Source organism: Mucilaginibacter koreensis (genome assembly GCF_054783355.1).
In genome coordinates this window covers 914,415-935,502 of sequence record NZ_BAAGQS010000001.1, presented here as the reverse complement: position 1 = coordinate 935,502, position 21,088 = coordinate 914,415, and the positions used below count along the sequence as shown (strand labels likewise).

Below are 21,088 nucleotides of genomic sequence, written 5' to 3'. Positions count from 1 at the left end.
ATATCTATGAATAATATAGAAAGCAATTCACACCAAAAAGATGCTAACCTCCCCCTTCAGGGGGCCGGGGGGCCAAATTTTGCTTCTATCGGCATCATTCGTTATGGTGCTGGCAATATCTTTTCCCTTACTGCCGCGCTCGATCGTTTAGACATCACCTATGGCATGATAGACCGGGAAGAAGACTTTGAAAAATTTGATCGTTATATTATTCCGGGTGTGGGCCATGCCGGTGCCGCTATGCATAAACTGGAATATACGGGGCTGGTGCCTGCTATCCGGGCACTCAAAAAACCTACATTAGGCATCTGCGTAGGCATGCAGCTTATGACGGCCCATTCTGAAGAAGGTGATGCACACTTGTTAGATCTGTTCCCCATTAAAACCAAACGCTTTCAGGATAGCGAACACCATAAAGTTCCGCATACTGGCTGGAATCAGGTGCACGTCGACCAGGAAAATCCACTATTTCAAAACATTCCGTTGGGTTCGTACTTTTACTTTGTGCATTCTTATTTCATTGAGCATCATACAGATTACACTATAGCATCAACACAATACAGTTTAAACTTTTCAGCAGCTATCGGTCACCAGAACTTTTACGGCGTTCAGTTTCACCCTGAAAAATCCGGAACATATGGCGAAACCCTGCTGATTAACTTCTCAAAACTATAGACAAACATGTACATTATCCCCGCAATAGATATCCTAAATAAAAAAGTAGTTAGGCTGCGCGAAGGCGACTACGAACAGGTGACACAATACGATGTTACGCTCGAAGAAATGATTGAGCGTTATCAATCTAACGGCACCAATTTCATACACATAATTGATTTGAATGGTGCTAAAGGCGATTTCAGCAACCAGCAATATTTGTTTGATGTGGTGAAACACACCAAAATGCAGATACAGTATGGTGGTGGCGTTCGCAGCATTGATAAAGTAAAAGAATTAATTGATGCTGGTATTCACCGTGTTATTGTAGGTACCCAAGCCATTACCAACCCTACATTTTTAGATGAGCTGGGTGCAGAGCTTTGCGGTAAAACCAAATGTTCGGACCAGGTGGTGGTAGCTATTGATGTATTAGACGAAGTAATCAAATACTCCGGTTGGATGGAAAGCTCGCCGGTAAAACTACTGGATTATGTAGACCGTTGCCTTCATTTAGGTTTCTATCGCTTTTTGTGTACCGATATTAACAAAGATGGAAAACTGGGTGGCGCAGGCGTAGAGCTTTACAAAAAACTATTAGACCATTCGCCTTTCATTAAATTAATTGCTTCAGGCGGTGTAAGTTCCATGAAAGATGTAGAAGAATTGAGTAAAATAAAGGTAGAATCATGCGTGGTAGGTAAAGCTATTTATGAAGATCGGATTACCATTGAGGAAGTGAAGAACTGGAATTTGCAAGCATTGATTTCTATATAAACAAGCGGAAGCAATAAAGTTAAAACAACGTCATTGCGAGGAACGAAGCAATCTCTCTACATCATGCTTTGATTGTGTGTAGAGAGATTGCTTCGTTCCTCGCAATGACGAGCCAAATAACACTATGTTAGCTAAACGAATCATCCCCTGCCTTGACGTTAAGGACGGGCGAACTGTTAAAGGGGTAAACTTTGTAGACCTGCGCGATGCCGGCGACCCGGTTGAACTGGCCTGGAATTACTCACAACAGGGCGCAGATGAACTGGTATTTTTAGACATCACCGCTACGCACGAGCGTCGTAAAACCATGGTAGAACTGGTGAAAGCCGTTGCCCGGCAAATAAATATCCCGTTTACAATTGGTGGCGGCATTAATGAGCTCGCCGATGCAGATGCATTGTTAAATGCAGGAGCAGATAAAATTTCCATCAATTCGGCTGCCGTACGTAATCCCCAACTGATAAACGACTTGGCTAAAGCTTTCGGGGTCCAATTTGTGGTAGTAGCTGTTGATACCAAGCATGTTGAGGGTACTGACCAGGTACATTTAAATGGCGGCCGCATTGCTACCGAGAGAGAAACATTAAGTTGGATTACTGAGGCCGAAAGCCGGGGTGCAGGTGAAATTCTGCTCACCTCAATGGATCGCGACGGTACCAAAGCCGGTTTTGATAACGGCTTGTTAAAAACGGTGAATGATGCGGTGCGTATCCCTGTTATTGCATCCGGCGGTGCAGGTTCGGTTGAACATTTTACAGAAGTGTTTCAGCAAACCAATGTAGATGCAGCTTTGGCAGCGTCAGTATTCCATTACGGAGAAATTTTGATCCCTGATTTAAAAGCTGTTTTAAAAGAAAATCATATACAGGTGCGGGCGTAACTTGCCCCTACCCTAATATTACATTATATATGAACATTGATTTCAATAAATCGCCGGATGGTTTGGTGCCGGTTGTAATTCAGGATGAGCGAACATTAGAAGTGCTAATGTTGGGTTACATGAATGCCGAAGCTTATGAAAAAACAAGCAGAGAAAATAAAGTTACGTTTTACTCACGTTCTAAAAACAGGTTGTGGACCAAAGGTGAAACCAGTAATAACTTTTTGCATGTGAAAAGTATACATTTAGATTGCGACAATGATACTATACTCATTAAGGTGAAAGCCGACGGTCCGACCTGCCATACTGGCGAGCGCAGTTGTTTTAAAACCGGATATAACCGCAACTTCATTCTCGAACTGGAAAACATTATTGCCGACCGTTACACTCATCCGCAAGAAGGTTCTTACGTAAACAAATTGCGCAACAAAGGACTGAATAAGATTGCGCAAAAAGTAGGCGAAGAAGGCGTGGAAACTGTAATTGCCGCTCTGGCACAAAGTGAAGAAGAAATGATTGGTGAAACCTCAGACCTGATTTTTCACCTGCTGGTATTGCTGCGTGAAAAAAACCTTAGTTTAGAAACTATTGCCAAGCATTTAGAAAGCAGGCATAAACAATAACCTCTATTGTTTGTAATTCAGCATAGCGAGTAGCTATTAAGTTAATATACTTGAGATAAAATTTTAGATTATCTCAAGTATATATTCTTCTTCAACTGTTAGCGATGTATAAGCTAACATCACCGACATTTATTTAAACTATTATAAAGGTAATACGGCAAACACTGCCTTGTGTAACAATTACACTTACTTTTATTTTGATTTGTGTTTAAACAATTAATTTCGCCGTTACAAAATATTCAAAAAACTTGCGGAGTAACGCCCGCAAGCCGGCTTGAGCATGAGGCCGGAATTTAGTTGAAATGTTGATTACAACAGCATTGTGCGCTTGGGGGTGAGAGCCTAAGCGCATTTTTATACGCTGTAAGAGCGCTGTTAGTTATAAGTTGATAACATCGTAAATGATACTACGGAAGCCAGCTATGATAAAGCCCATAGTAAATGCATCACTAACAATAGAATTCACCACAACCTTAACTCGAAAACGATTGCGCAAATTATGTCGCTACTACATGATATAAACGAAGTTAATCATGATAATTTGGCGTTGCGGATAATATTATAAAATTAGCTGCACAACCCATAACTGAGATGTCTAAATTAAAACTCATTTTCCTTTTAAATGCACTGTTTGCAACGGGCGCTGCAACAGCTCAAACTGTAACTTTAGATTATTATTTTAATCACGAAACCCGTAAATCTTCCGCTGGCCAGGTAGAGCGTTATCATTATTTGTGGGAGGATACTGGGAACACCGGCTTTTCGAAATGGGCTGAAGCTTTTAAGCAACAAGGTGCCCGCCTGGCCTCACTTGAAGCGGCGCCAACACTCAAAAATTTAAAAGGCAGTGATATTTACATCATTGTAGATCCAGATAATGCCAAGGAGAGTGCGCAACCGAATTATATCGAATCAAAAGATGCTAAACGGATAGCTGCCTGGGTAAAAGCAGGAGGTGTTTTGGTAATGATGGCTAATGATAGCGCCAATGTAGAACTCAATCACTTAAACATACTGGCTGCTAAATTTGGCCTGCATTTTAACAACGATTTACAAAACCGTGTAACTGATGACCAGCATTTCAATGATGGCATACCAATTATTGCCAGCACATTAGTGTTTCCAACCGCAAAACAACTTTTTTTGAAGGATGTATGCAGTATTAAAGCTCTGGCTCCAGCCCATGTAATATTAAAATCACCAGGCGGTGCCCCTATTGCAGTTGCTGTTACTTATGGAAAAGGTACCGTATTTGCAGTGGGCGATCCCTGGCTATATAACGAATATGTGAATGGCCGCCTCCCTGTCGGCTTTGCTAATGATAAAGCCATGCGGGATTTAACTGAGTGGCTTTTGAAACAGGTGAAAAAATAATCTATCGGTCAGTATGCTGCGCATTAGCATCATGAAGCGTAATTGGCGCAGGCTGATTATGCTTTAATAATTTATCAGACAAAATCAGATTGATCCAGCCTTGGTGTTCGTTGCGCCGGGGCTTTGCTTTATGGTCTTCCATAATCTTCTTTATCCTGCTAGAATATTGCCAGCAGGTACTCTGGCGTATCTCCAGGCGTTCGGATAATTAATAAGAAGATATACTGCCTTTACTGGTATAAATCAAGTAAACCAAATAGAAAGCTTTATTAATCGGAATCCGGTTATTTTCAAAAATGGTATTATATAACACCGATTCCTCGTAATTACACTTGGTACAGCGACGTCTGTACAGCGTTTTGCCTTTTTTATAAGCCGTATGGTGACACTTTACGCAATGAAACTGGCCTGCCGACCATTTCAAATCTGCCAGAAACTTGTAACAAGCATCCTGGTCAGGATAATTGATATTAAATTCCTCGAATGACAGTTCGGTTGATAATATACGTGCTGCAGTAACCCGCTCAATATTTCGCTTAAGCTTTATATTATCATTGGCCAGCAGCACATTCATCCGTGATATTTCGGCCGCCTGACTTTGTAACAATTGATTGATACTTAATAATTCTTTGTTTTGTTCTTCAATAGTATGTACCTGCTGGTAAATCTTTTCTGATTTGCTGATTACTTCGAAAGCATATTCATTCCAGTGTGGAGAATGCGGCCACAAATATTGATAAGCGATACCATCAGTACTCATTTGATAAAAGCCTATACTTAACAAGTATATCACATAAATTAAGTACTGGCGCTGCTTTACGGCCATATACATCAGCAAATTGTGCAAACTGAAAATAATAATGATGCCTTAAAACAAGCCAAACATGAAATACTCATTTAAGGTATAGTATATGAAGTAATCTACCGAGTGGTAAACAATGATGACATTTACCGGATCGATACATTGTATTCCAAAACCATTAAGTGCTATAACGGTACAATCAGCAGGAAAAACCAATGCGGTGCCTTACCTGGTGCGCAATCACCGTATTGCCATCTACTCTGATGAAATGAAGAAAACGCTGGCCTACCTTAAATAGGTAACCCAATAAGAAATGTTCTTTCACAAAAGCGGCGGTTAATACATCAACCGCCGCTTTTACATGCTATTTTATTAAAGAAGATGCTTAATCATCATCATCTTTTCTCTTCTTCTCCAACAACACAAACCCGCTACGTTTAGGGGCAGGCATTACAGAGTTCTCACCTTTAACTGATTTCCATATCACTTCATTTAAATCCAGATCGGGAACGGCATCTTCTTTCTTAAAATTAAAGGCTTCGGAACGTTTGCTGCTTTTGTTTATCTCCACGTTCCGACGGTCTAAATCCACACGGGCGGGCTTGCATACATAAGGCGAGAAATTGGGCTTACTGGTAAAACATTCGTACATAGGCAGAGCTGCTGCATCGTATTGGCTCATTGGTGGCAATCCCAAAATGAGTTCGATAGTGCGCAATACGCCCGAAGTTGAATACATACTGTGTACAACTGCATTGCGCTTCACATACGGGCCTGCCACAAACACCGGTGAACGATGCGCATCCACATGGTCGGGGCCGTTTTGAGCATCATCTTCCAACATAAATACGACTGACTCTTTCCATATCGGACTCTTTGATAAATGCTCCAGGATACGTCCTATCGCCAAATCATTGTCGCCTACTGCAGCAATTGGTGTGTATTTTCCCTTCTTTTGTCCACTGGTATGGTCATTTGAAATGCGCAGCGTATTAAACTGCGGTACGGAGTTAGCCTGAACCAAAGAATCAAAATCATGCTGCCAAGCATCTACCCGAACCTGATCTTTAATATCCAAATCGAAGCCTGGTGATTGCGGACAAACGTGGCCTTGCAGCGTTTTGTAATGCGCCCGTCCGTAATCGGCAAATTCGCCGTAACTGCGGTAGCTGATGCCGGCCCGCTTACAGTAATCCCAAATAAAACCATCTCGCGGATACGTAGCCGGGCGGCCGCCTTCGTAATTGGTAGTACCACCGCGCTTGCCGTAACTGGCCGGCCATGTTTTTTCTACTACATCAGTTGCATAAGCAGCAGTACTCCAATTGTGCCCGTCGGCGCTTACTTCGGCATCTACATAAAAATTATCCAACAATACAAATTCATTGGCTATAGCATGGTGGTTTGGTGTAACGTTTTCACCAAATAAGCACAATGATTTATCCCCGTTTCCGGCGGGTAAATCGCCCAGCACCTGGTCATAAGTTCTGTTCTCTTTGATAATGTAAAAAACATGTTTAATTGGTGACTTCTCCCCTTGTTTCCGAGGGATAGGATTACCGGCCTCGCCTTCGGCTGTAATTGCTTTCTGACCAGTAAAGGGTGTGTTGGCGTAAACCTGTTTGGTGTAGGCTTTTAACTGGTTATCATCCGGTGCATCAATTAACGACAATGTACCTTTGAATAAACCTGCAATATACTGCAGCCTGCTGTTGGCTGTGCTACCAGTCTGATAACCGCTATTATCATATTTAGAAATAGGCTGAGGTCCTTCGGGGTTGGCCATAGAGGTAATGCCTTTGCCATTGCTCACCAGTATCTTATTACCCAATACTTTTACATTAGTAGGGTACCAGCCGGCCGGGATAAAGCCCCGGCTTTTGCTGTTACCGGTTACACTTACATCAAACACACCCAAACAATTGTTGTCGGCATTGGCAATGTAAAGTGTCTTTTCGTTCCCGGATAATGCAAGTCCGTTTGTGGTAGAGCCGGTTAAAGTGGTTGGAAATAAGGTGGTAGATAAAGTTTCTATCACTTTATTTTGTGCCGTATTGATAATGGAAACAGTATTATCGTTGGCGTTGGCTACATATAGTAATGAACCCTTTTTGTTCATCACCAATTCATTGGGATGACTACCGGTTTTAATGGAGCCCGATAAGGTATTAGTTGTTGTATTGTATATAGCTACTTCATTACCACCCCATAATGAAATGTATAGGCTTTGCTCATTGGGCGAAAGTGCACAAGTGTAAGCAATAGTGGGTAATTGTACGCGGTTTATAATTTTCCGGTTATTCAGGTCAATCACATAAACACTGCTATCTTCTTTGGTTACCGTATACAAGCGGCTGTCATCTTTACTCAGCACCATACCTGCAGACGAAATTTTACCTTGCGGCCAGGGTAAGCCCATTTTGATCGTGTCCGGACGATTCAGTTTATTATCTGATACATTAAAATCTAAAATTATGTTATCATTTCCGCCCGATACGTATAAGTGCTTTTCATCATGACTAAACGCTAAGCCGTACCATAACTTGTCTACCACCATTTCATCCAGCAACTTTTCCCTTTTGGGGTCAATTAGTTGAATTGAATTGATGCTTTGTCCGTTATTGGTAACAGCCAGTAATTTACCGGATGCACTTAGCTGTAAGTTTAATGGCAAATCGCCCAAGGGTAAAGATCGTCCGGCCGGGCTCAGCTTCCACCCGTTTGGCAGTAACACCTGATGAGTCTGTTTAATTTTGCCGGGCACCTGTGCCCGAGAAAACTGCCCTATAATTAAGGACGCAAATAGGAGAAGTATACATTTTTTCATTGCAGTAACTGTGTATTTAAGCCGAAGGTATCACCCTAACATTAACAAATTGTTAGGCTTTGAATTTATCATGTAACATTACTGTTCTCTTTGCTAAAATAGCGCTCAGGTAACCATCCAAATAATTATACTATTAATCTTAGTGATGGTTTTAAAAGTATGTAACTAAACATAGCCTGTCTTTTTTGGTTAAAATTATAACCACTTATGGTTGTAAAAAATTGAATATGAATAGTAACACTTCGTTTATAGGTAAGAAAGTATGGGCCATTGCCGAGGGATATATTCCGGCCTGGAGTAACGGACCGGAGCCGGAGTTTACCAGCCACGAAACGGCCTGCATTTTAAATACAGGCATGCAGGATGCGCATATTGAACTGGTGGTTTACTTTACTGACCGTGCTCCTGCCGGTCCCTACTTAATCACAGTGCCTGCTCAACGCACGCTTCATCTGCGCTTTGGCGAACTTACCAACCCGGAAAAAATACCATTAGGTACAGATTATGCTAGCGTATTTACATCTGACGTGCCCGTAGTCATCCAGCATACCCGCCTTGATTCGCGACAGGAAGCCAATGCTTTGGTTAGCACCATTGCTTATGCAGAGTAATGTTATATACGCTTAACAAGTATATATTCTGATAATGTTCCCTTAATATGTTTATTGTATTTTAGGCGTTAACAGACATACTACAATGAGAATACTTTACGCTATACAAGGAACGGGGAACGGCCACTTAAGCCGCTCAATGGATATTGTGCCATTGCTACAGGAAACTGCTGATGTGGATGTATTGGTAAGCGGTATACAAGGCGATTTATCACTTCCGTTTCCGGTAAAGTACAAGTTTCATGGTATGGGGTTTGTGTTTGGAAAAAACGGCGGGGTAGATTTATGGAAAAGTTTTTATAAGTCAAACTTCCGCAAATTTTTAAAAGAAGTTAACCAATTACCGGTTGATGAGTACGATCTGATCATCACCGATTTTGAGCCGGTATCGGCATGGGCCTGTTATTTAAAAAATAAGCCCTGCATTGGCTTAAGCCATCAGGCAGCTGTACTATCAGCCGCAGCCCCCCTGCCCGATCAAAGTGATCTATTCGGCAAACTGGTATTGAAGCAGTATGCACCTGTTACTGTACAATACGGTTTTCATTTCAAAGCTTTTGGTGAGCGAATTTTTACACCTGTTATCCGCCGCCAAATACGAGAGCAAAAAGTAACAAACGACGGCCACTATACCGTTTACTTACCGGCTTATGATGATGAACGTATATTGAAACGCTTATCGAAATTTAAAAACGTGCGCTGGGAGGTATTTAGTAAGCACAATAAAAAATCGGCTAAATATGGGCACATTACCATTCAGCCTATACACAACGAACATTTTGTCAGAAGCATGGCTTCATCAGCCGGTGTATTATGTGGTGCAGGCTTTGAAACCCCGGCTGAGGCTTTGTTCATGAAAAAGAAAGTATTGGTTATTCCGATGAAAACGCAATATGAACAGCAGTTGAATGCTGCTGCATTAAAATCTATGGGGGTACCGGTGATCAAGAGCCTAAAATCAAAACATGAGCCGGTGATTGAGGCCTGGCTCAATAAGGGCAGTATTGTAGAGGTAAATTATCCGGATGAAACACGCCAGATTATAGAACTTATACTTAAAGAAGCTCAGTTGCTACATTGACAGATTAAATGTGGCCTATTTGCATTCTTTACTTAATCGTTGTTACTTTGGTAGTAACCAACTCTAAACAGCATGATTCAAGTAAAATCGCTCCGTACTTTTATTGGCTCAAAAGACTTTGAGATTTCAAGGTCATTTTATCAGGAACTTGGATTTACAGAGGTGCCCTTGTCAAAAGGATTCTCACTCCTCCGCATCAATGAGTTGAGCTTTTATTTACAGGATGCCTATGTACAGGATTGGCTCAACAACACTATGCTTCTTATTGAGGTAACAGATGTAGAACAATGCTACACCTGGTTACAAGAGATGCGCTTAGAACAAAAATACGCAGGTGTGAAGCTAATGCCCATTAAATATGAAGAATGGGGCGCTGAATGTTTTTTAATTGACCCTGCCGGTGCATTGTTGCACTTCGGGCAATTCAGCAAATAAACATTGCAAGAGTGTAAAAAAAAACTGCGGCTCAAATAAACTGAACCGCCGCTTTAAACTGTTGTTACTTATTCCAGCACCTGGTACACCACTACAGGTTGCGCTTTGTTTTTAAGTGTTACTTCTCCTATACGTTCGCAGCTGAAGGAGGTTTTAGCCTTTTGATAAGTATGCTCAGTTATTAAAATTTGCCCAGCTTTGGCAGCCGATTGCAGCCGCTGTGATAAATTTACCGTATCGCCTATTACAGTATAGTCCAAACGTTTTAAAGAAGCAGAGCCGATATTACCTGAAACCATTTCGCCTGAATTAATCCCTACTGATACCTGCGGTTGGTAGGTGCGTTCACCGGCGTTAATAGCTGGCACACCTTTAATTTGTTCTTTAATGGCCAGGGCAGCATCAATGGCTCGATCGAGATGGTAATCGCCCCTGAATACCGCCATTACGGCATCGCCCATAAATTTGTCTACATGGCCATCTTGTGCAATAATTTCCTGTACAATTTTATCAAACAAACCGTTTAACAGTTCTACTACCTGGTTTGCCGGTATCTGTTCGGTAATGGATGTAAACCCGCATACATCAATAAACATTACAGTAGCCTCAAGCAGTTCATTTTTCAGCAAGCTTTGCTCAAACTCCTTATGCGTCATAAATTTGAGCACATTTTCATCCACATACATCTTGAGGATGTTGTTTTCTTTGATGGCTTTCAGGGTTTGCTGTAATTGCTTTACATGTTCAATGGTTTTAAGCATGGTCAGCTCCAGGTCTTCAAAATCAACCGGCTTGCACACAAAGTCAAAAGCTCCCCGGTTCATGGCCGTGCGGATGTTCTGCATATCGCCATAGGCCGATACTACTACAGCTTTCAGCACCGGATTGGCTTCGGGCAAATGGCTCAACAGGGTTAAACCATCCATTACCGGCATGTTTATATCGGATAATATGATATCCAGATCAGGATGCGCCTGCACTTGCTGTAACGCTTCCTCACCGTTACGGGCAAAAATAAACTCATACACCTGCTCGCGTATTTTACGCCGAAACTTCTGTTTAACCAGAACTTCCAGGTCCTCTTCATCATCCACTACCAATATCTTGGCCATTATGCGTTCAGGTTTTTAAGTTTTTCTTTTAATAAATTGAAATCGAGCGGCTTGGTCAAAAAATCATCAGCGCCGTTGTCAATGGCCTGCTTATAATTCTCATCGTCGCCATAAGCCGTCACCATCATCACAACGGGTGGTGGCGGCTGATTATAATCATGGCGGATATGGCCTAGTAGCTCGATACCACTCATACCGGGCATGTTGATGTCGGACAAGATCAATACGACTTCAGATGGGTTGGCATGCAGGTACTCCAGAGCCTCCTCGCCCGATAAGGCAAAATTAAAGCTCAGTTCACCGTTGCGTATTTCTTTACGGAATCGCTGCAAAAACAAAGGCTGCACATCGGCTTCATCATCTACCACTAATATTTTCATACGGTTGGCTAATATAATTATAAGTTAATTAGAGTGGCAAGGTAATGATAAACTCCGCGCCCTCATTTTCTTTGGAGTTGATGTCAATTTCGCCTTTATGCCCTTTTACAATAATATCATAACTCAACGAAAGACCTAAACCTGTCCCTTCGCCTGTAGGCTTGGTGGTGAAAAAGGGCTGTAAGATTTTATCCTGTACATCCTCGGGTATGCCGGTGCCGTTATCTTTTACTGTAATTACTGCTTTGCCGTTTTTAACTACTGTACTTACCTCAATGGTAGGTTTAAAACCCGCTATGCAGGTTTGCTGCTTTTGCTTCACGGCATAAAACGCATTATTGAATAAATTGAGCAATACCCGGCCTACATCCTGCCCTACCATAGCTACTTTGGGCATAGCCGGATCAAAGTGTGTGATCATTTCTGCATTGAAAGATTTATCCTTTGCACGTAACCCGTGGTATGAGAGGCGCAAATACTCATCTGCCAGTGCGTTGATATCGGTGGGTTCCTTTTGACCTGTACTGGCACGGCTATGCTGCAGCATCCCTTTTACAATGCCGTCGGCACGCTTACCATGGTGGCGTATTTTTTCCAGGTTCTGTTTAATGTCGGCAGCTATAAACATGGCTTCTTCCATATCGCCTTTATTGAGCTCAGCTTCCATTTCATCAATCAGCTCCGCGCTTACTTCAGAAAAATTATTAACGAAATTTAAAGGATTCTGAATTTCGTGGGCAATACCAGCGGTAAGTTCACCCAGCGAAGCCAGCTTTTCTTGTTGTATTAGTTGTGCCTGGGTAGCTTTCAGTTCCTGCACGGTAAGCTGCAGTTCATCTTTTTGACGGGTAAGTTCGGCAGTACGCTCCGCCACCAGCATTTCCAGTTCCGAGTTCTTCTCGGTTACCTTTTCTACCTGCTTCTGCTGCTTACGGAAAGTACCTGCCCGGCCAAAAATCCAGGCAAAGGCACCCAGAATAGCAAATTGTCCAAACTTTACATAAGGCTTTAACACATCAGGCAGCACCATAACTGCTACCCCGTATGCCATAGTAACGGCGGCCAGCGGTATATGGGTTTGCGCGTAAGCTCTGAATTGTTGAAAGTCCTCTTCGCGGTCAACATAACTTACCATGGCCATTAACACAAAGCCCGCAATTACATCTGGGACTCCTCCGGGCAGGAAATTATCTAAAAACAAGCAGGCCACAACCAAAAGGATAAGCACTAAACGGAGTTGGTTATCCCATTTGGAGTAAACGTCAGTAGGCATTAAGCTTTTCCTGATATTTCTTACAAATAAAAATGCGGCCAGATATGAAAAGAAATACATAAATATGCGACGGTTTTGAGTTGCGAATTAAAGGTAACAGTTTCCGGCATACCTGAAAAGCATTTTTTATACACATGTAGCCTGATTTTAGTGTTGTAAGCTGCGGTTTTACTTTATTTTGCTCACAATTGACATTTTAGACCGTTATAAACCATGAATACAATTTGAGAATGCTATAAATTATATATTCAACCAGTTAGTTAATGAACTGCCCGCTCAGTTAAGCTATCATGACATTGCCCATATAAGAGATGTGTACGCAGCAGCTGAAGCGTTTGGCAATGCAGAAAAGATTGATAGCCAAGAACTGAATTTATTGCTTACTCCGCCGCCTATCATGATGCCAGCTTTTTGAAAGCAGCGGCCAATCATGAAGTTGAATCGTGCCTGATAGTGGAGAAACTGCTGCCGGGCTTTAACTATACGGATGAAGAAATCAGCCAGATATACCAAATGATTATGGCTACTCACCTACCCCAAACACCCAAGAGCCACCTGGATAAAATTCTTGCCGATGCAGATTTAGACTATCTGGGCCGTGACGACTTTTTTACTATCGGCAACCTGCTTTTCAAAGAACTCCAAACAGCTGGCATTTTAAAAACTGAAGATGAATGGAACATGATGCAGATACGCTTTTTAGAAAATCATCAATACTTTACTCAAACTGCCCTACAGCGCAGGCAGGCTAAAAAAGAAGCACATTTGGCTTTGCTGAAAGCTAAAATTAAGTAAGTTTGCCCTTAATGAAAGGTCTGAACTTACCAAATTGGCTTACCGACACCTTATATACCGTTATCGGCATTTTATTTTGCGGCTTTGCGCTTAAAGGTTTTTTGGTACCCAATAACTTTTTCGATGGCGGCGTAACCGGTATTTCCTTGTTAATCCATGAACTGTATGAGGTAAACATTGCCTATGTGATTGTACTGGTCAATATTCCTTTCATTATTATGGGTGCCTTCCAAGTAAACCGTAAGTTTGCATACAAAACGCTCGCGGCAGTGATAGGGTTAGGTTTATGTTTGCAGTTCATCCCTTACCCCGAAATTACATCTGACAAATTATTGGTTTCTATTTTCGGTGGTGTTTTTATGGGTATAGGCGTAGGCTTGGCCATGCGCGGTGGTTGTGCGCTGGACGGTATCGAAGTGCTGGCCCTGTACACAGGTAAACGCATTAGTTTTACCATCAGCGAAATTATATTAGGCATTAACGTTGTAATATTTTTGATTGCGGCTTATGAAGTAGGTCTGCCTACTGCTTTATATTCTATACTCACTTATTATACCGCCTCGCGTACTATTAATTTTGTCATCGAGGGTTTGGAAGAATATACAGGTGTCACCATTATTTCGGGCCAGAGCGAATTGGTGAAAGAACGCTTGGTAATGGGCCTGGGCCGTGGTATTACCGTATATAAAGGTGAGCGTGGCTTTTTGAAAAACAGCTTTGATGTCAGCCATCCGGTTGATATTGTATTTACCGTAGTTACCCGCTTTGAGGTACGCCGCCTCCGCAACATGGTACATGAGATCGATGAGAAAGCATTTGTATTTACCAGTACTATAAAAGAAGCAGCCGGCGGTGTGTTAAAACGCCGCGCACGGCATTAATAAAATTGCACCATAACGGTACCGGCCACCTTAACCCTAAGGTGGCTTTTTTATGCTTAATTTCTCACAGCATATTTGATAGAGAAGCAGGTTTCATAATAGGTTAGCATGTTGCGGTAAATCAAATTAATAGCACTCGTTGCATGATGAGTCATTTTGTTACTTCTAATTTAAATCTCATTAAGCGATTAAATACACCTATCATAAGTATTGAAAGAGCCTTTGCTTAAAGCTTGCTTAACAACTATTTAAAATTTATTTTACTGTTCGTAAACCGTATCACCCAATAACTGCCTGGGTATCGCAAAATTGTTTTATAAATAACTGAGGGCAGTTTCATTGACTTTTGCATTGTGCATTAACCGCATCAAGTCTATACACAAATTATTAATTATCAATTACTTATAATTAATTTTACTTGTTTTTTATTGTCATGCAACTAATTTTACATCAACAATTAAGAATTTATGGCCTGTAAATAAACTCACACCACAAGCCTAAACTTTTTATTTGCCCGACCAGTTACAATACCCTTACTTTGGTTTTGTTAAGTTACCGTCTGCATCTACTATGTTAAAGAAATTTTTATCGCTGCTCACCTTTTATGTTTTGTTGTTGGCTTTTAATGGATATGCGCAGCCTGCGAAAACAACCCAGGGCGGACATTCAGTAATCAGCATAAATGATAAATGGCAATTTATATTGGATTCCAATTCGCAACAGTATACTGATTTGGCGCGAGTGAAATCATGGACTAACGTTACCCTACCCCATACCTGGAATGCAGCCGATGTAATGAGCGACGAACAATCCTACTACCGGGGCATTGGCTGGTACAGAAAAAAAATCTACCTGAACCTTCCCACACAAAGCCAACAAACATTTCTGCGCTTTAACGGGGTAAACCAGCAGGCCGAAGTTTACATCAATGGTAAAAAAGCGGGCAGCCACAACGGCGGTTACACAGGGTTTTCAATTGATGTAACACCCTATTTGAAAGCCGGACAGGAGAACGAAGTTGCAGTGCGGGTTGATAATCGTTACAATGAAAACATTCCGCCCCTTACTGCTGATTTTACTTTTTTTGGCGGCATTTACCGTGATGTATTTCTGGAGACTACACCCCCGATTCACTTTGCGACTCAGGCGTATGGTGGTAATGGAGTACACATTACTACGCCTACAGTAAACTCCGGGCAAGCCGTAGTTCAGCTTGAAAACAGCCTGACCAATAGCAGCACAGAACCAAGAAAGGTGCGTGTAACTACTGCAATATATGATGTTTCGGGTAAGACAGTTACCGAACAGCGAGCTACGATAGCAGTACCCGCAGGTAAGACAATCAAAGCCATACAGAATTTAAAACCCATTGTTCAGCCTCAGTTATGGTCGCCAGAACACCCGTACTTGTACCGGGTGGTTACCCGATTAGAAAACAACAAAACCGGTGAGATATTGGATGAGGCAGTAAACCCTTTGGGCTTACGGTGGTTTACCTTTAATGCCGATAGCGGCTTTATACTCAACGGCAAACCCTGCAAACTCATTGGCACCAGCCGCCATCAGGATTATAAAGATTTAGGGAATGCCCTGCCTCAAGCCCTACACATTCGCGATGTGGAACTGCTGAAACAAATGGGGGGCAACTATTTGCGGGTGGCCCATTACCCACAAGACCCTGCTATTCTGGAAATGTGCGACAAACTGGGCATCATTGCTTCCGTAGAAATACCGGTGGTAAATGCCATTACCGAATCACCGGCATTTAGTGAAAATTGCCGTCACATGCTGCATGAAATGATTAATCAGAACTTCAATCATCCAAGTGTGGTTATTTGGGCTTACATGAATGAGGTTTTGCTCAAACCCAAATTTCAGCACGACAAACCTCGACAGCAGCAGTACTTTAACCATGTAGCTGAATTGGCCAGAAGTTTGGATAGTATCTGCCGTAAAGAGGATCCTTATCGGTATACAATGATTGCCAACCATGGCGATTTCAATTTATATAACCGCACAGGCTTAACCAGCATACCTATGGTTGTAGGCTGGAATTTGTACCAGGGCTGGTACGGAGGCGATATTAACGGTTTTGGTAAATTTCTGGATCAGCACCACCGGCAATTACCGCAAAAACCAATGTTGGTTACTGAATATGGCGCCGATGCCGATGAGCGCATCCATGCCGTACAACCTATCCGGTTTGACAAGAGCGTGGAGTATGCCACTTACTATCACGAAGTTTATTTAAAGGATATACAAAGCCGATCCTTTGTGGCAGGTGGCGCAGTTTGGAACTTGGCCGACTTTAACTCAGAAAGCCGGGAGGAAACCATGCCACACATCAATAATAAAGGCCTGCTCACCTGGGATCGTAAACTGAAAGAACCTTATTATTTTTACCAGGCTGCATTATTGAAAGAACCGTTTTTAAAAATTGCCTCCCCTGCTTTGGTTGGCGGTCCGGCTAATGCTAATGGTGTTTACCTGCAGCCGGTAACGGTGTTCAGCAATTTGAAAAGTGTTACACTTACTGCAAACGGCAAAGCTATACAGGGCGAAGCGCAGGCGCATAAGTTTATCTTTCAGGTACCTTTCAATAGCGGCAGTAACGTACTGATAGCTGCTGAAAATGATGATGGTCATGCTTACCAGGATATGCTGAAAATTACTTTTGTGGGCCAGTATAATACTTTGGATGAACAATTAGCGCAATTTAATGGAGTAAACATTTTACTTGGAGCCAAGCGATATTTTACCGATGAATTGACCCAGGAGCTTTGGCAGCCCGATCAGCCTTATCAAACCGGAGGTTGGGGGAGCATTGGCGGTCACCCCTACCAAATGGCTAACGGCCGGCAAAGTTACGGCTCTGATAAGGCCATTGCCGGAACAGACAATGACCCGGTTTACCAAACCCAGCAAACGGGTATTGAGCAGTACCGGATGGATGTGCACGACGGACAGTATGAACTTACCCTGCACTTTGCAGAACTGGAAGGCGGACGCGCTAAAGATTTGCCATATAACCTAAGCACTGGCACCACCAATCACACGGCTGCGTTTAAAGAACGTATCTTCAATGTATATGTGAATAACCAGTTAGTATTAAAAAATTTCAATTTAGCTGCTGAATACGGCTATGCTTGGGCAATAAGCAAGAAGCTGCCCATAAATATAATCGGCGGAAAAGGCATCACCATCCGCTTTGAGGCTGTAAAAGGAGAACCGGTGCTAAATGCCTTGCAGATAAGACGTGTGTTATAAATTTATATGTTGCGCCTGTTTAAATACATAATTACTTATTCTTTCACAGACATTTCCGGTTCCAGTACCAGGCTGGCCCAGCCAGTTTTAGTGCCCTTCCTTCGGTGTTTTCGTTGGTCTTCCATAGCACGCTTTACTCTTGATGCATAAGCCCAGCATGTGCTTTGCCGCAACGATAGCTTTTCGGAAAGCTGATGCGAAGAAATGTTGCCTTTGCTGTTAAACATCAAATACACCAGGTAAAAGGCTTTGATAATGGGAATGCGGGTATTATGGAAGATTGTATTTAGCAGCACCGATTCTTCATAGGCGCATTTGGTACAGCGGCGGCTGTAAGCAGCCCTTCCATTGCAGTATTTGGTGTTTTCGCAGCGCAGGCACCGGTATCCCTTAGCCCACTTTAATTCACCCAGAAATTTATAGCACGCTTCCGGATCAGGATAATTAGTGCAAAATTCCTCAAAGCTTAATTCAGCTGAAAGCGCCCTGGCATCAGTTACACTGGCAATACGAGTTTTGAGCTGGGTGTTGTCTTTTTCCAACAGTACATTCATCCTACATATTTCTTCAGCCTGTCGCTCCAGTATCAGGTTGACCTGCAGCAGGCTTTCGTTCTGCTGCTCAATGATTGCGGCTTTATTATGAATATCTTTCGCCTGTTCTACCACCTCGCGGGTGCGGTCTTGCACCTGCTGCTCCAGTTCGCGGTTAAGTGTATCTTTAAGTTCGCCGTTAATTTTCATCTGGTGTATCACTTCCTCTTTGGCCTCGTCGCTATCGCGGCGTAGAATGCGGATCTGGTCGCCAATGGAAAAGGATAAAAATATCATTTCGATTACAAAGCTGATGGTAATACTATAATGCCCGGCAGGTGCCGGCAAGAAACGTATGATGCCAAGCACATACGCTCCTTTAATTAAAAATCCCGTAAATAATACCGAATATCCCACCACAAAAAAACGAGCCGGCTTAAACCCATTTCTGTAGATGGTGATGCCGGTGTAAAATGCCAATGCCAATGGCACGAATTCCAGGTATTTCAGCATAAACATGCCGCGGTTGAAACACAGGCAGTATACAAAAAACAACGTACGCAGTAGCATAACTACGTTAATGAGACGATACAAACGTAAATGACGGGCTTTTACTTGCAGTAACTCTTGGGTGAAAATTAAGGCAAATAAGCTTACGCAATACAAGGCAATGCCGTATACATAATCATTCAATTCCGGCCATTGTGGCCACAGGTACTGGAAACCAATCCCGTCTACACTCATCTCATAAAGGCCAATACTGATGATATATAATACATAGATGAGGTATTGGCGCCGCTTTACAGCCAGGTACATTAAAAGGTTGTGAAGGCAGAAAATGATGATCATGCCATAAAAAAGCCCGTAAATCATATACTCAGATAGTGTATAGTAGATGAACCGCTTAAATGTGCGATACACGATAATAACATTTACTCTGTTTTTGGATTTGATCTTGAAATAATAGGTATGCTCTCCCGGGGAAAGATTAGTGATCAGAAACTCAAAATTCTTGTGTTTAAACAGGCGTTTGTCGAAAAGCAGGTTTTCTCCCGCATGTTCCACTCTATAGCCGCCATTCGGTTCAGGAAGGTAAGCAGTGACTTCATCAGTCGTTTGATCAAAAAACTCAAACATGCTACTGTTATAAGGCAGCTTTGCTGGGAATTTTAGCTTCACCCTGTACCAGTAAGCCCAATGGTGATTATAGTTTTTAGGATAAAAATCTTTATTGGATTTGAACCGGTTTTGATAAGCCGAACTGCTGATTTGCTGGATATTCAATTTGTCGCCGGCATCTTCCAAGTATTTAATTTCTTTGTTAACAAAAATATGCTCCAACAAATCACCGTTGATTGCAATTGGCTGTTGTGCGGCACAAATGCGGCTGCAAAGCAGCAGCAATACCACATAGTATATTACGGCCCTAATCATTCGGACAAAAATTTTATAATTGGTTTATCATCGAATTTATTGCGCTAAACCGGGCGGCTAATTGCAATAAACGTATTGGTTTATTTTTAACAAAATGTTTCAGCCGGATGCATTGAGCATTCGGCTGAAACATCACTTTACAGCTTTAAAGCTTTTATAATTCCTAACTCCAGGCCACGCAGTTCGGCTAGGCCACGCAGGCGGCCAATAGCCGAATAACCGGGATTGGTCTTTTTATGTAAATCATCCAGCATTTTGTGCCCATGATCAGGTCTGAAGGGCATGCGAAGGTGTTTACTGCCACCCGCTTTTCGCTTTTGCTGTTCTTCCAGCAAGGCTTTCATTACTTCGTACATATCCACATCGCCAGCCAAGTGGTCTGCCTCGTAAAAGCTTCCTTCAGCATCTCGCTGTGTACTGCGCAAGTGTATAAAATGGATGCGCCCGCCCAATTGCTTTACCATTGCAGGCAAATCATTGTCCGGCCGAACGCCAAAAGAGCCGGTACAAAAGGTAAGTCCGTTATTGAAACTATCTACAGCATGATATATATCCAAAATATCCTGTTCAGTACTTACCACGCGTGGCAAGCCCAGTATCGGATAAGGTGGGTCATCAGGATGAATGCACATCAATACACCTGCCTGTTCAGCTGCAGGTATCACCTGCTGTAAAAAATAAAATAGGTTGGCTTTCAACTCAGTCGGGCCAATGCCGTTGTAGCCGGCCAGCACTTCAAGAAATTGCTCCAGCGTATAACCTTCCTCAGCGCCTGGCAAACCGGCAATAATATTGCGAATCAATTTTTCTTTTTCACTTTCGCTTAACCGATCAGCATAAGCTTTAGCTTTCTCTTGAACATCTTGCGGATATAGGTCTTCGGCTCCCGGTCTTTTTAATAAAAACAATTCAAAAGCAGCGAACGCAACAGCATCAAACTTTAATGCTGTAGAACCGTCCGGCATCAGAAAATCCAAGTCGGTACGTGTCCAGTCAAGCACCGGCATAAAGTTGTAGCACACAATATCAATACCGCACGCACCCAAATTCAGTAAGGTTTGACGATAGTTTTGCAGATACCGCTGGTAATTACCGGTTCGTCGTTTAATATCTTCATGCACCGGCACACTTTCTACCACCGACCATGTTAAACCTGCGGCTTCAATAACTTCTTTGCGCTCCTGTATCTCTTCTACCGGCCAAACTTCGCCGTTAGGAATATGGTGCAGTGCCGTAACTACGCCTGTAGCCCCGGCCTGCCGTACGTCCGACAAACTTACCGGATCATTAGGCCCGTACCAGCGCCACGTTTGCTCTAAACTCATATCAAGGTGTATAGATTTTAATCA

Annotated in this window: 20 protein-coding genes; 12 read left to right on the top strand and 8 right to left on the bottom strand. The window is 42.5% G+C overall.

What is annotated here, in order from left to right; genetic code table 11:
* Window positions 1-15: 15 nt before the first annotated feature.
* The 5 genes from hisH to ACYVNW_RS04065 all read left to right on the top strand — a co-directional run bounded on the left by hisH (window position 16) and on the right by ACYVNW_RS04065 (window position 4,308).
* Window positions 16-675 carry an imidazole glycerol phosphate synthase subunit HisH gene (hisH, locus tag ACYVNW_RS04085; RefSeq protein ID WP_460680997.1) on the top strand — a complete coding sequence of 220 codons (660 nt, stop codon included), beginning with the start codon at window positions 16-18 and terminating at the stop codon, window positions 673-675.
* 6 nt (window positions 676-681) lie between these two features.
* Window positions 682-1,431 carry a 1-(5-phosphoribosyl)-5-[(5-phosphoribosylamino)methylideneamino]imidazole-4-carboxamide isomerase gene (locus ACYVNW_RS04080; protein WP_460678567.1) on the top strand — a complete coding sequence of 250 codons (750 nt, stop codon included), beginning with the start codon at window positions 682-684 and terminating at the stop codon, window positions 1,429-1,431.
* A 124-nt stretch (window positions 1,432-1,555) separates the two neighbouring features.
* Window positions 1,556-2,311 (top strand): imidazole glycerol phosphate synthase subunit HisF, encoded by a 756-nt coding sequence (gene hisF / locus ACYVNW_RS04075; RefSeq protein WP_460678566.1) that lies wholly within the window; start codon window positions 1,556-1,558, stop codon window positions 2,309-2,311.
* Window positions 2,312-2,340: 29 nt separating this feature from the next.
* On the top strand, window positions 2,341-2,934 hold the full coding sequence (gene hisIE, locus ACYVNW_RS04070; protein WP_460678565.1) for a bifunctional phosphoribosyl-AMP cyclohydrolase/phosphoribosyl-ATP diphosphatase HisIE: 594 nt from the start codon (window positions 2,341-2,343) through the stop codon (window positions 2,932-2,934).
* A 591-nt stretch (window positions 2,935-3,525) separates the two neighbouring features.
* A complete protein-coding gene (locus tag ACYVNW_RS04065; RefSeq protein WP_460678564.1) occupies window positions 3,526-4,308 on the top strand; it encodes a DUF4350 domain-containing protein in 783 nt (260 codons plus the stop codon).
* 1 nt (window position 4,309) lies between these two features.
* Here the strand turns inward: ACYVNW_RS04065 and ACYVNW_RS04060 are convergent, their stop codons facing one another.
* Complete coding sequence (locus tag ACYVNW_RS04060; protein WP_460678563.1) at window positions 4,310-4,450, bottom strand: hypothetical protein; 141 nt, start codon at window positions 4,448-4,450, stop codon at window positions 4,310-4,312.
* A 66-nt stretch (window positions 4,451-4,516) separates the two neighbouring features.
* A complete protein-coding gene (locus ACYVNW_RS04055; protein ID WP_460678562.1) occupies window positions 4,517-5,134 on the bottom strand; it encodes a 7TM diverse intracellular signaling domain-containing protein in 618 nt (205 codons plus the stop codon).
* A 112-nt stretch (window positions 5,135-5,246) separates the two neighbouring features.
* Here ACYVNW_RS04055 and ACYVNW_RS04050 point away from each other — a divergent pair, with 112 nt between their 5' ends.
* On the top strand, window positions 5,247-5,408 hold the full coding sequence (locus ACYVNW_RS04050) for a hypothetical protein (RefSeq protein WP_460678561.1): 162 nt from the start codon (window positions 5,247-5,249) through the stop codon (window positions 5,406-5,408).
* Between the two features lie 87 nt (window positions 5,409-5,495).
* On the opposite strand, the gene ACYVNW_RS04045 is transcribed toward ACYVNW_RS04050, so the two are convergent.
* Window positions 5,496-7,844, bottom strand: a complete 2,349-nt coding sequence (locus ACYVNW_RS04045) for a bifunctional YncE family protein/alkaline phosphatase family protein (protein WP_460678560.1) — start codon at window positions 7,842-7,844, stop codon at window positions 5,496-5,498.
* A gap of 320 nt (window positions 7,845-8,164) precedes the next feature.
* Here ACYVNW_RS04045 and ACYVNW_RS04040 point away from each other — a divergent pair, with 320 nt between their 5' ends.
* The 3 genes from ACYVNW_RS04040 to ACYVNW_RS04030 all read left to right on the top strand — a co-directional run bounded on the left by ACYVNW_RS04040 (window position 8,165) and on the right by ACYVNW_RS04030 (window position 10,064).
* Entirely contained in the window at window positions 8,165-8,548 is a 384-nt protein-coding gene (locus ACYVNW_RS04040) for a sensory rhodopsin transducer (protein ID WP_460678559.1), read from the top strand.
* An 85-nt stretch (window positions 8,549-8,633) separates the two neighbouring features.
* Window positions 8,634-9,629 carry a glycosyltransferase family protein gene (locus tag ACYVNW_RS04035; RefSeq protein ID WP_460678558.1) on the top strand — a complete coding sequence of 332 codons (996 nt, stop codon included), beginning with the start codon at window positions 8,634-8,636 and terminating at the stop codon, window positions 9,627-9,629.
* A gap of 72 nt (window positions 9,630-9,701) precedes the next feature.
* Window positions 9,702-10,064 (top strand): VOC family protein, encoded by a 363-nt coding sequence (locus ACYVNW_RS04030; RefSeq protein ID WP_460678557.1) that lies wholly within the window; start codon window positions 9,702-9,704, stop codon window positions 10,062-10,064.
* Between the two features lie 68 nt (window positions 10,065-10,132).
* Here the strand turns inward: ACYVNW_RS04030 and ACYVNW_RS04025 are convergent, their stop codons facing one another.
* From ACYVNW_RS04025 to ACYVNW_RS04015, 3 genes are read right to left on the bottom strand one after another with little or no spacing between them, the layout of a single operon-like run.
* On the bottom strand, window positions 10,133-11,176 hold the full coding sequence (locus ACYVNW_RS04025; protein WP_460678556.1) for an adenylate/guanylate cyclase domain-containing protein: 1,044 nt from the start codon (window positions 11,174-11,176) through the stop codon (window positions 10,133-10,135).
* Entirely contained in the window at window positions 11,176-11,556 is a 381-nt protein-coding gene (locus tag ACYVNW_RS04020; protein WP_460678555.1) for a response regulator, read from the bottom strand. Before ACYVNW_RS04020 ends, ACYVNW_RS04025 begins: the two co-directional genes overlap by 1 nt.
* A gap of 28 nt (window positions 11,557-11,584) precedes the next feature.
* Complete coding sequence (locus ACYVNW_RS04015; RefSeq protein WP_460678554.1) at window positions 11,585-12,829, bottom strand: sensor histidine kinase; 1,245 nt, start codon at window positions 12,827-12,829, stop codon at window positions 11,585-11,587.
* Between the two features lie 411 nt (window positions 12,830-13,240).
* Between ACYVNW_RS04015 and ACYVNW_RS04010 the strand changes: the two genes are divergently transcribed.
* From ACYVNW_RS04010 to ACYVNW_RS04000, 3 genes are all read left to right on the top strand, one after another.
* Window positions 13,241-13,624: a hypothetical protein gene (locus tag ACYVNW_RS04010; RefSeq protein WP_460678553.1), complete on the top strand. Its 384-nt coding sequence runs from the start codon at window positions 13,241-13,243 to the stop codon at window positions 13,622-13,624.
* Window positions 13,625-13,635: 11 nt separating this feature from the next.
* Window positions 13,636-14,505, top strand: a complete 870-nt coding sequence (locus ACYVNW_RS04005) for a YitT family protein (RefSeq protein ID WP_460678552.1) — start codon at window positions 13,636-13,638, stop codon at window positions 14,503-14,505.
* Window positions 14,506-15,075: 570 nt separating this feature from the next.
* Window positions 15,076-17,772 (top strand): glycoside hydrolase family 2 TIM barrel-domain containing protein, encoded by a 2,697-nt coding sequence (locus tag ACYVNW_RS04000; protein ID WP_460678551.1) that lies wholly within the window; start codon window positions 15,076-15,078, stop codon window positions 17,770-17,772.
* Window positions 17,773-17,807: 35 nt separating this feature from the next.
* On the opposite strand, the gene ACYVNW_RS03995 is transcribed toward ACYVNW_RS04000, so the two are convergent.
* A complete protein-coding gene (locus ACYVNW_RS03995) occupies window positions 17,808-19,739 on the bottom strand; it encodes a 7TM diverse intracellular signaling domain-containing protein (RefSeq protein ID WP_460678550.1) in 1,932 nt (643 codons plus the stop codon).
* Window positions 19,740-19,876: 137 nt separating this feature from the next.
* The gene (gene uxuA, locus ACYVNW_RS03990) at window positions 19,877-21,064 is read right to left on the bottom strand and encodes a mannonate dehydratase (RefSeq protein ID WP_460678549.1); all 1,188 of its coding nucleotides are present in this window, start codon (window positions 21,062-21,064) and stop codon (window positions 19,877-19,879) included.
* Window positions 21,065-21,088 lie beyond the last annotated feature (24 nt).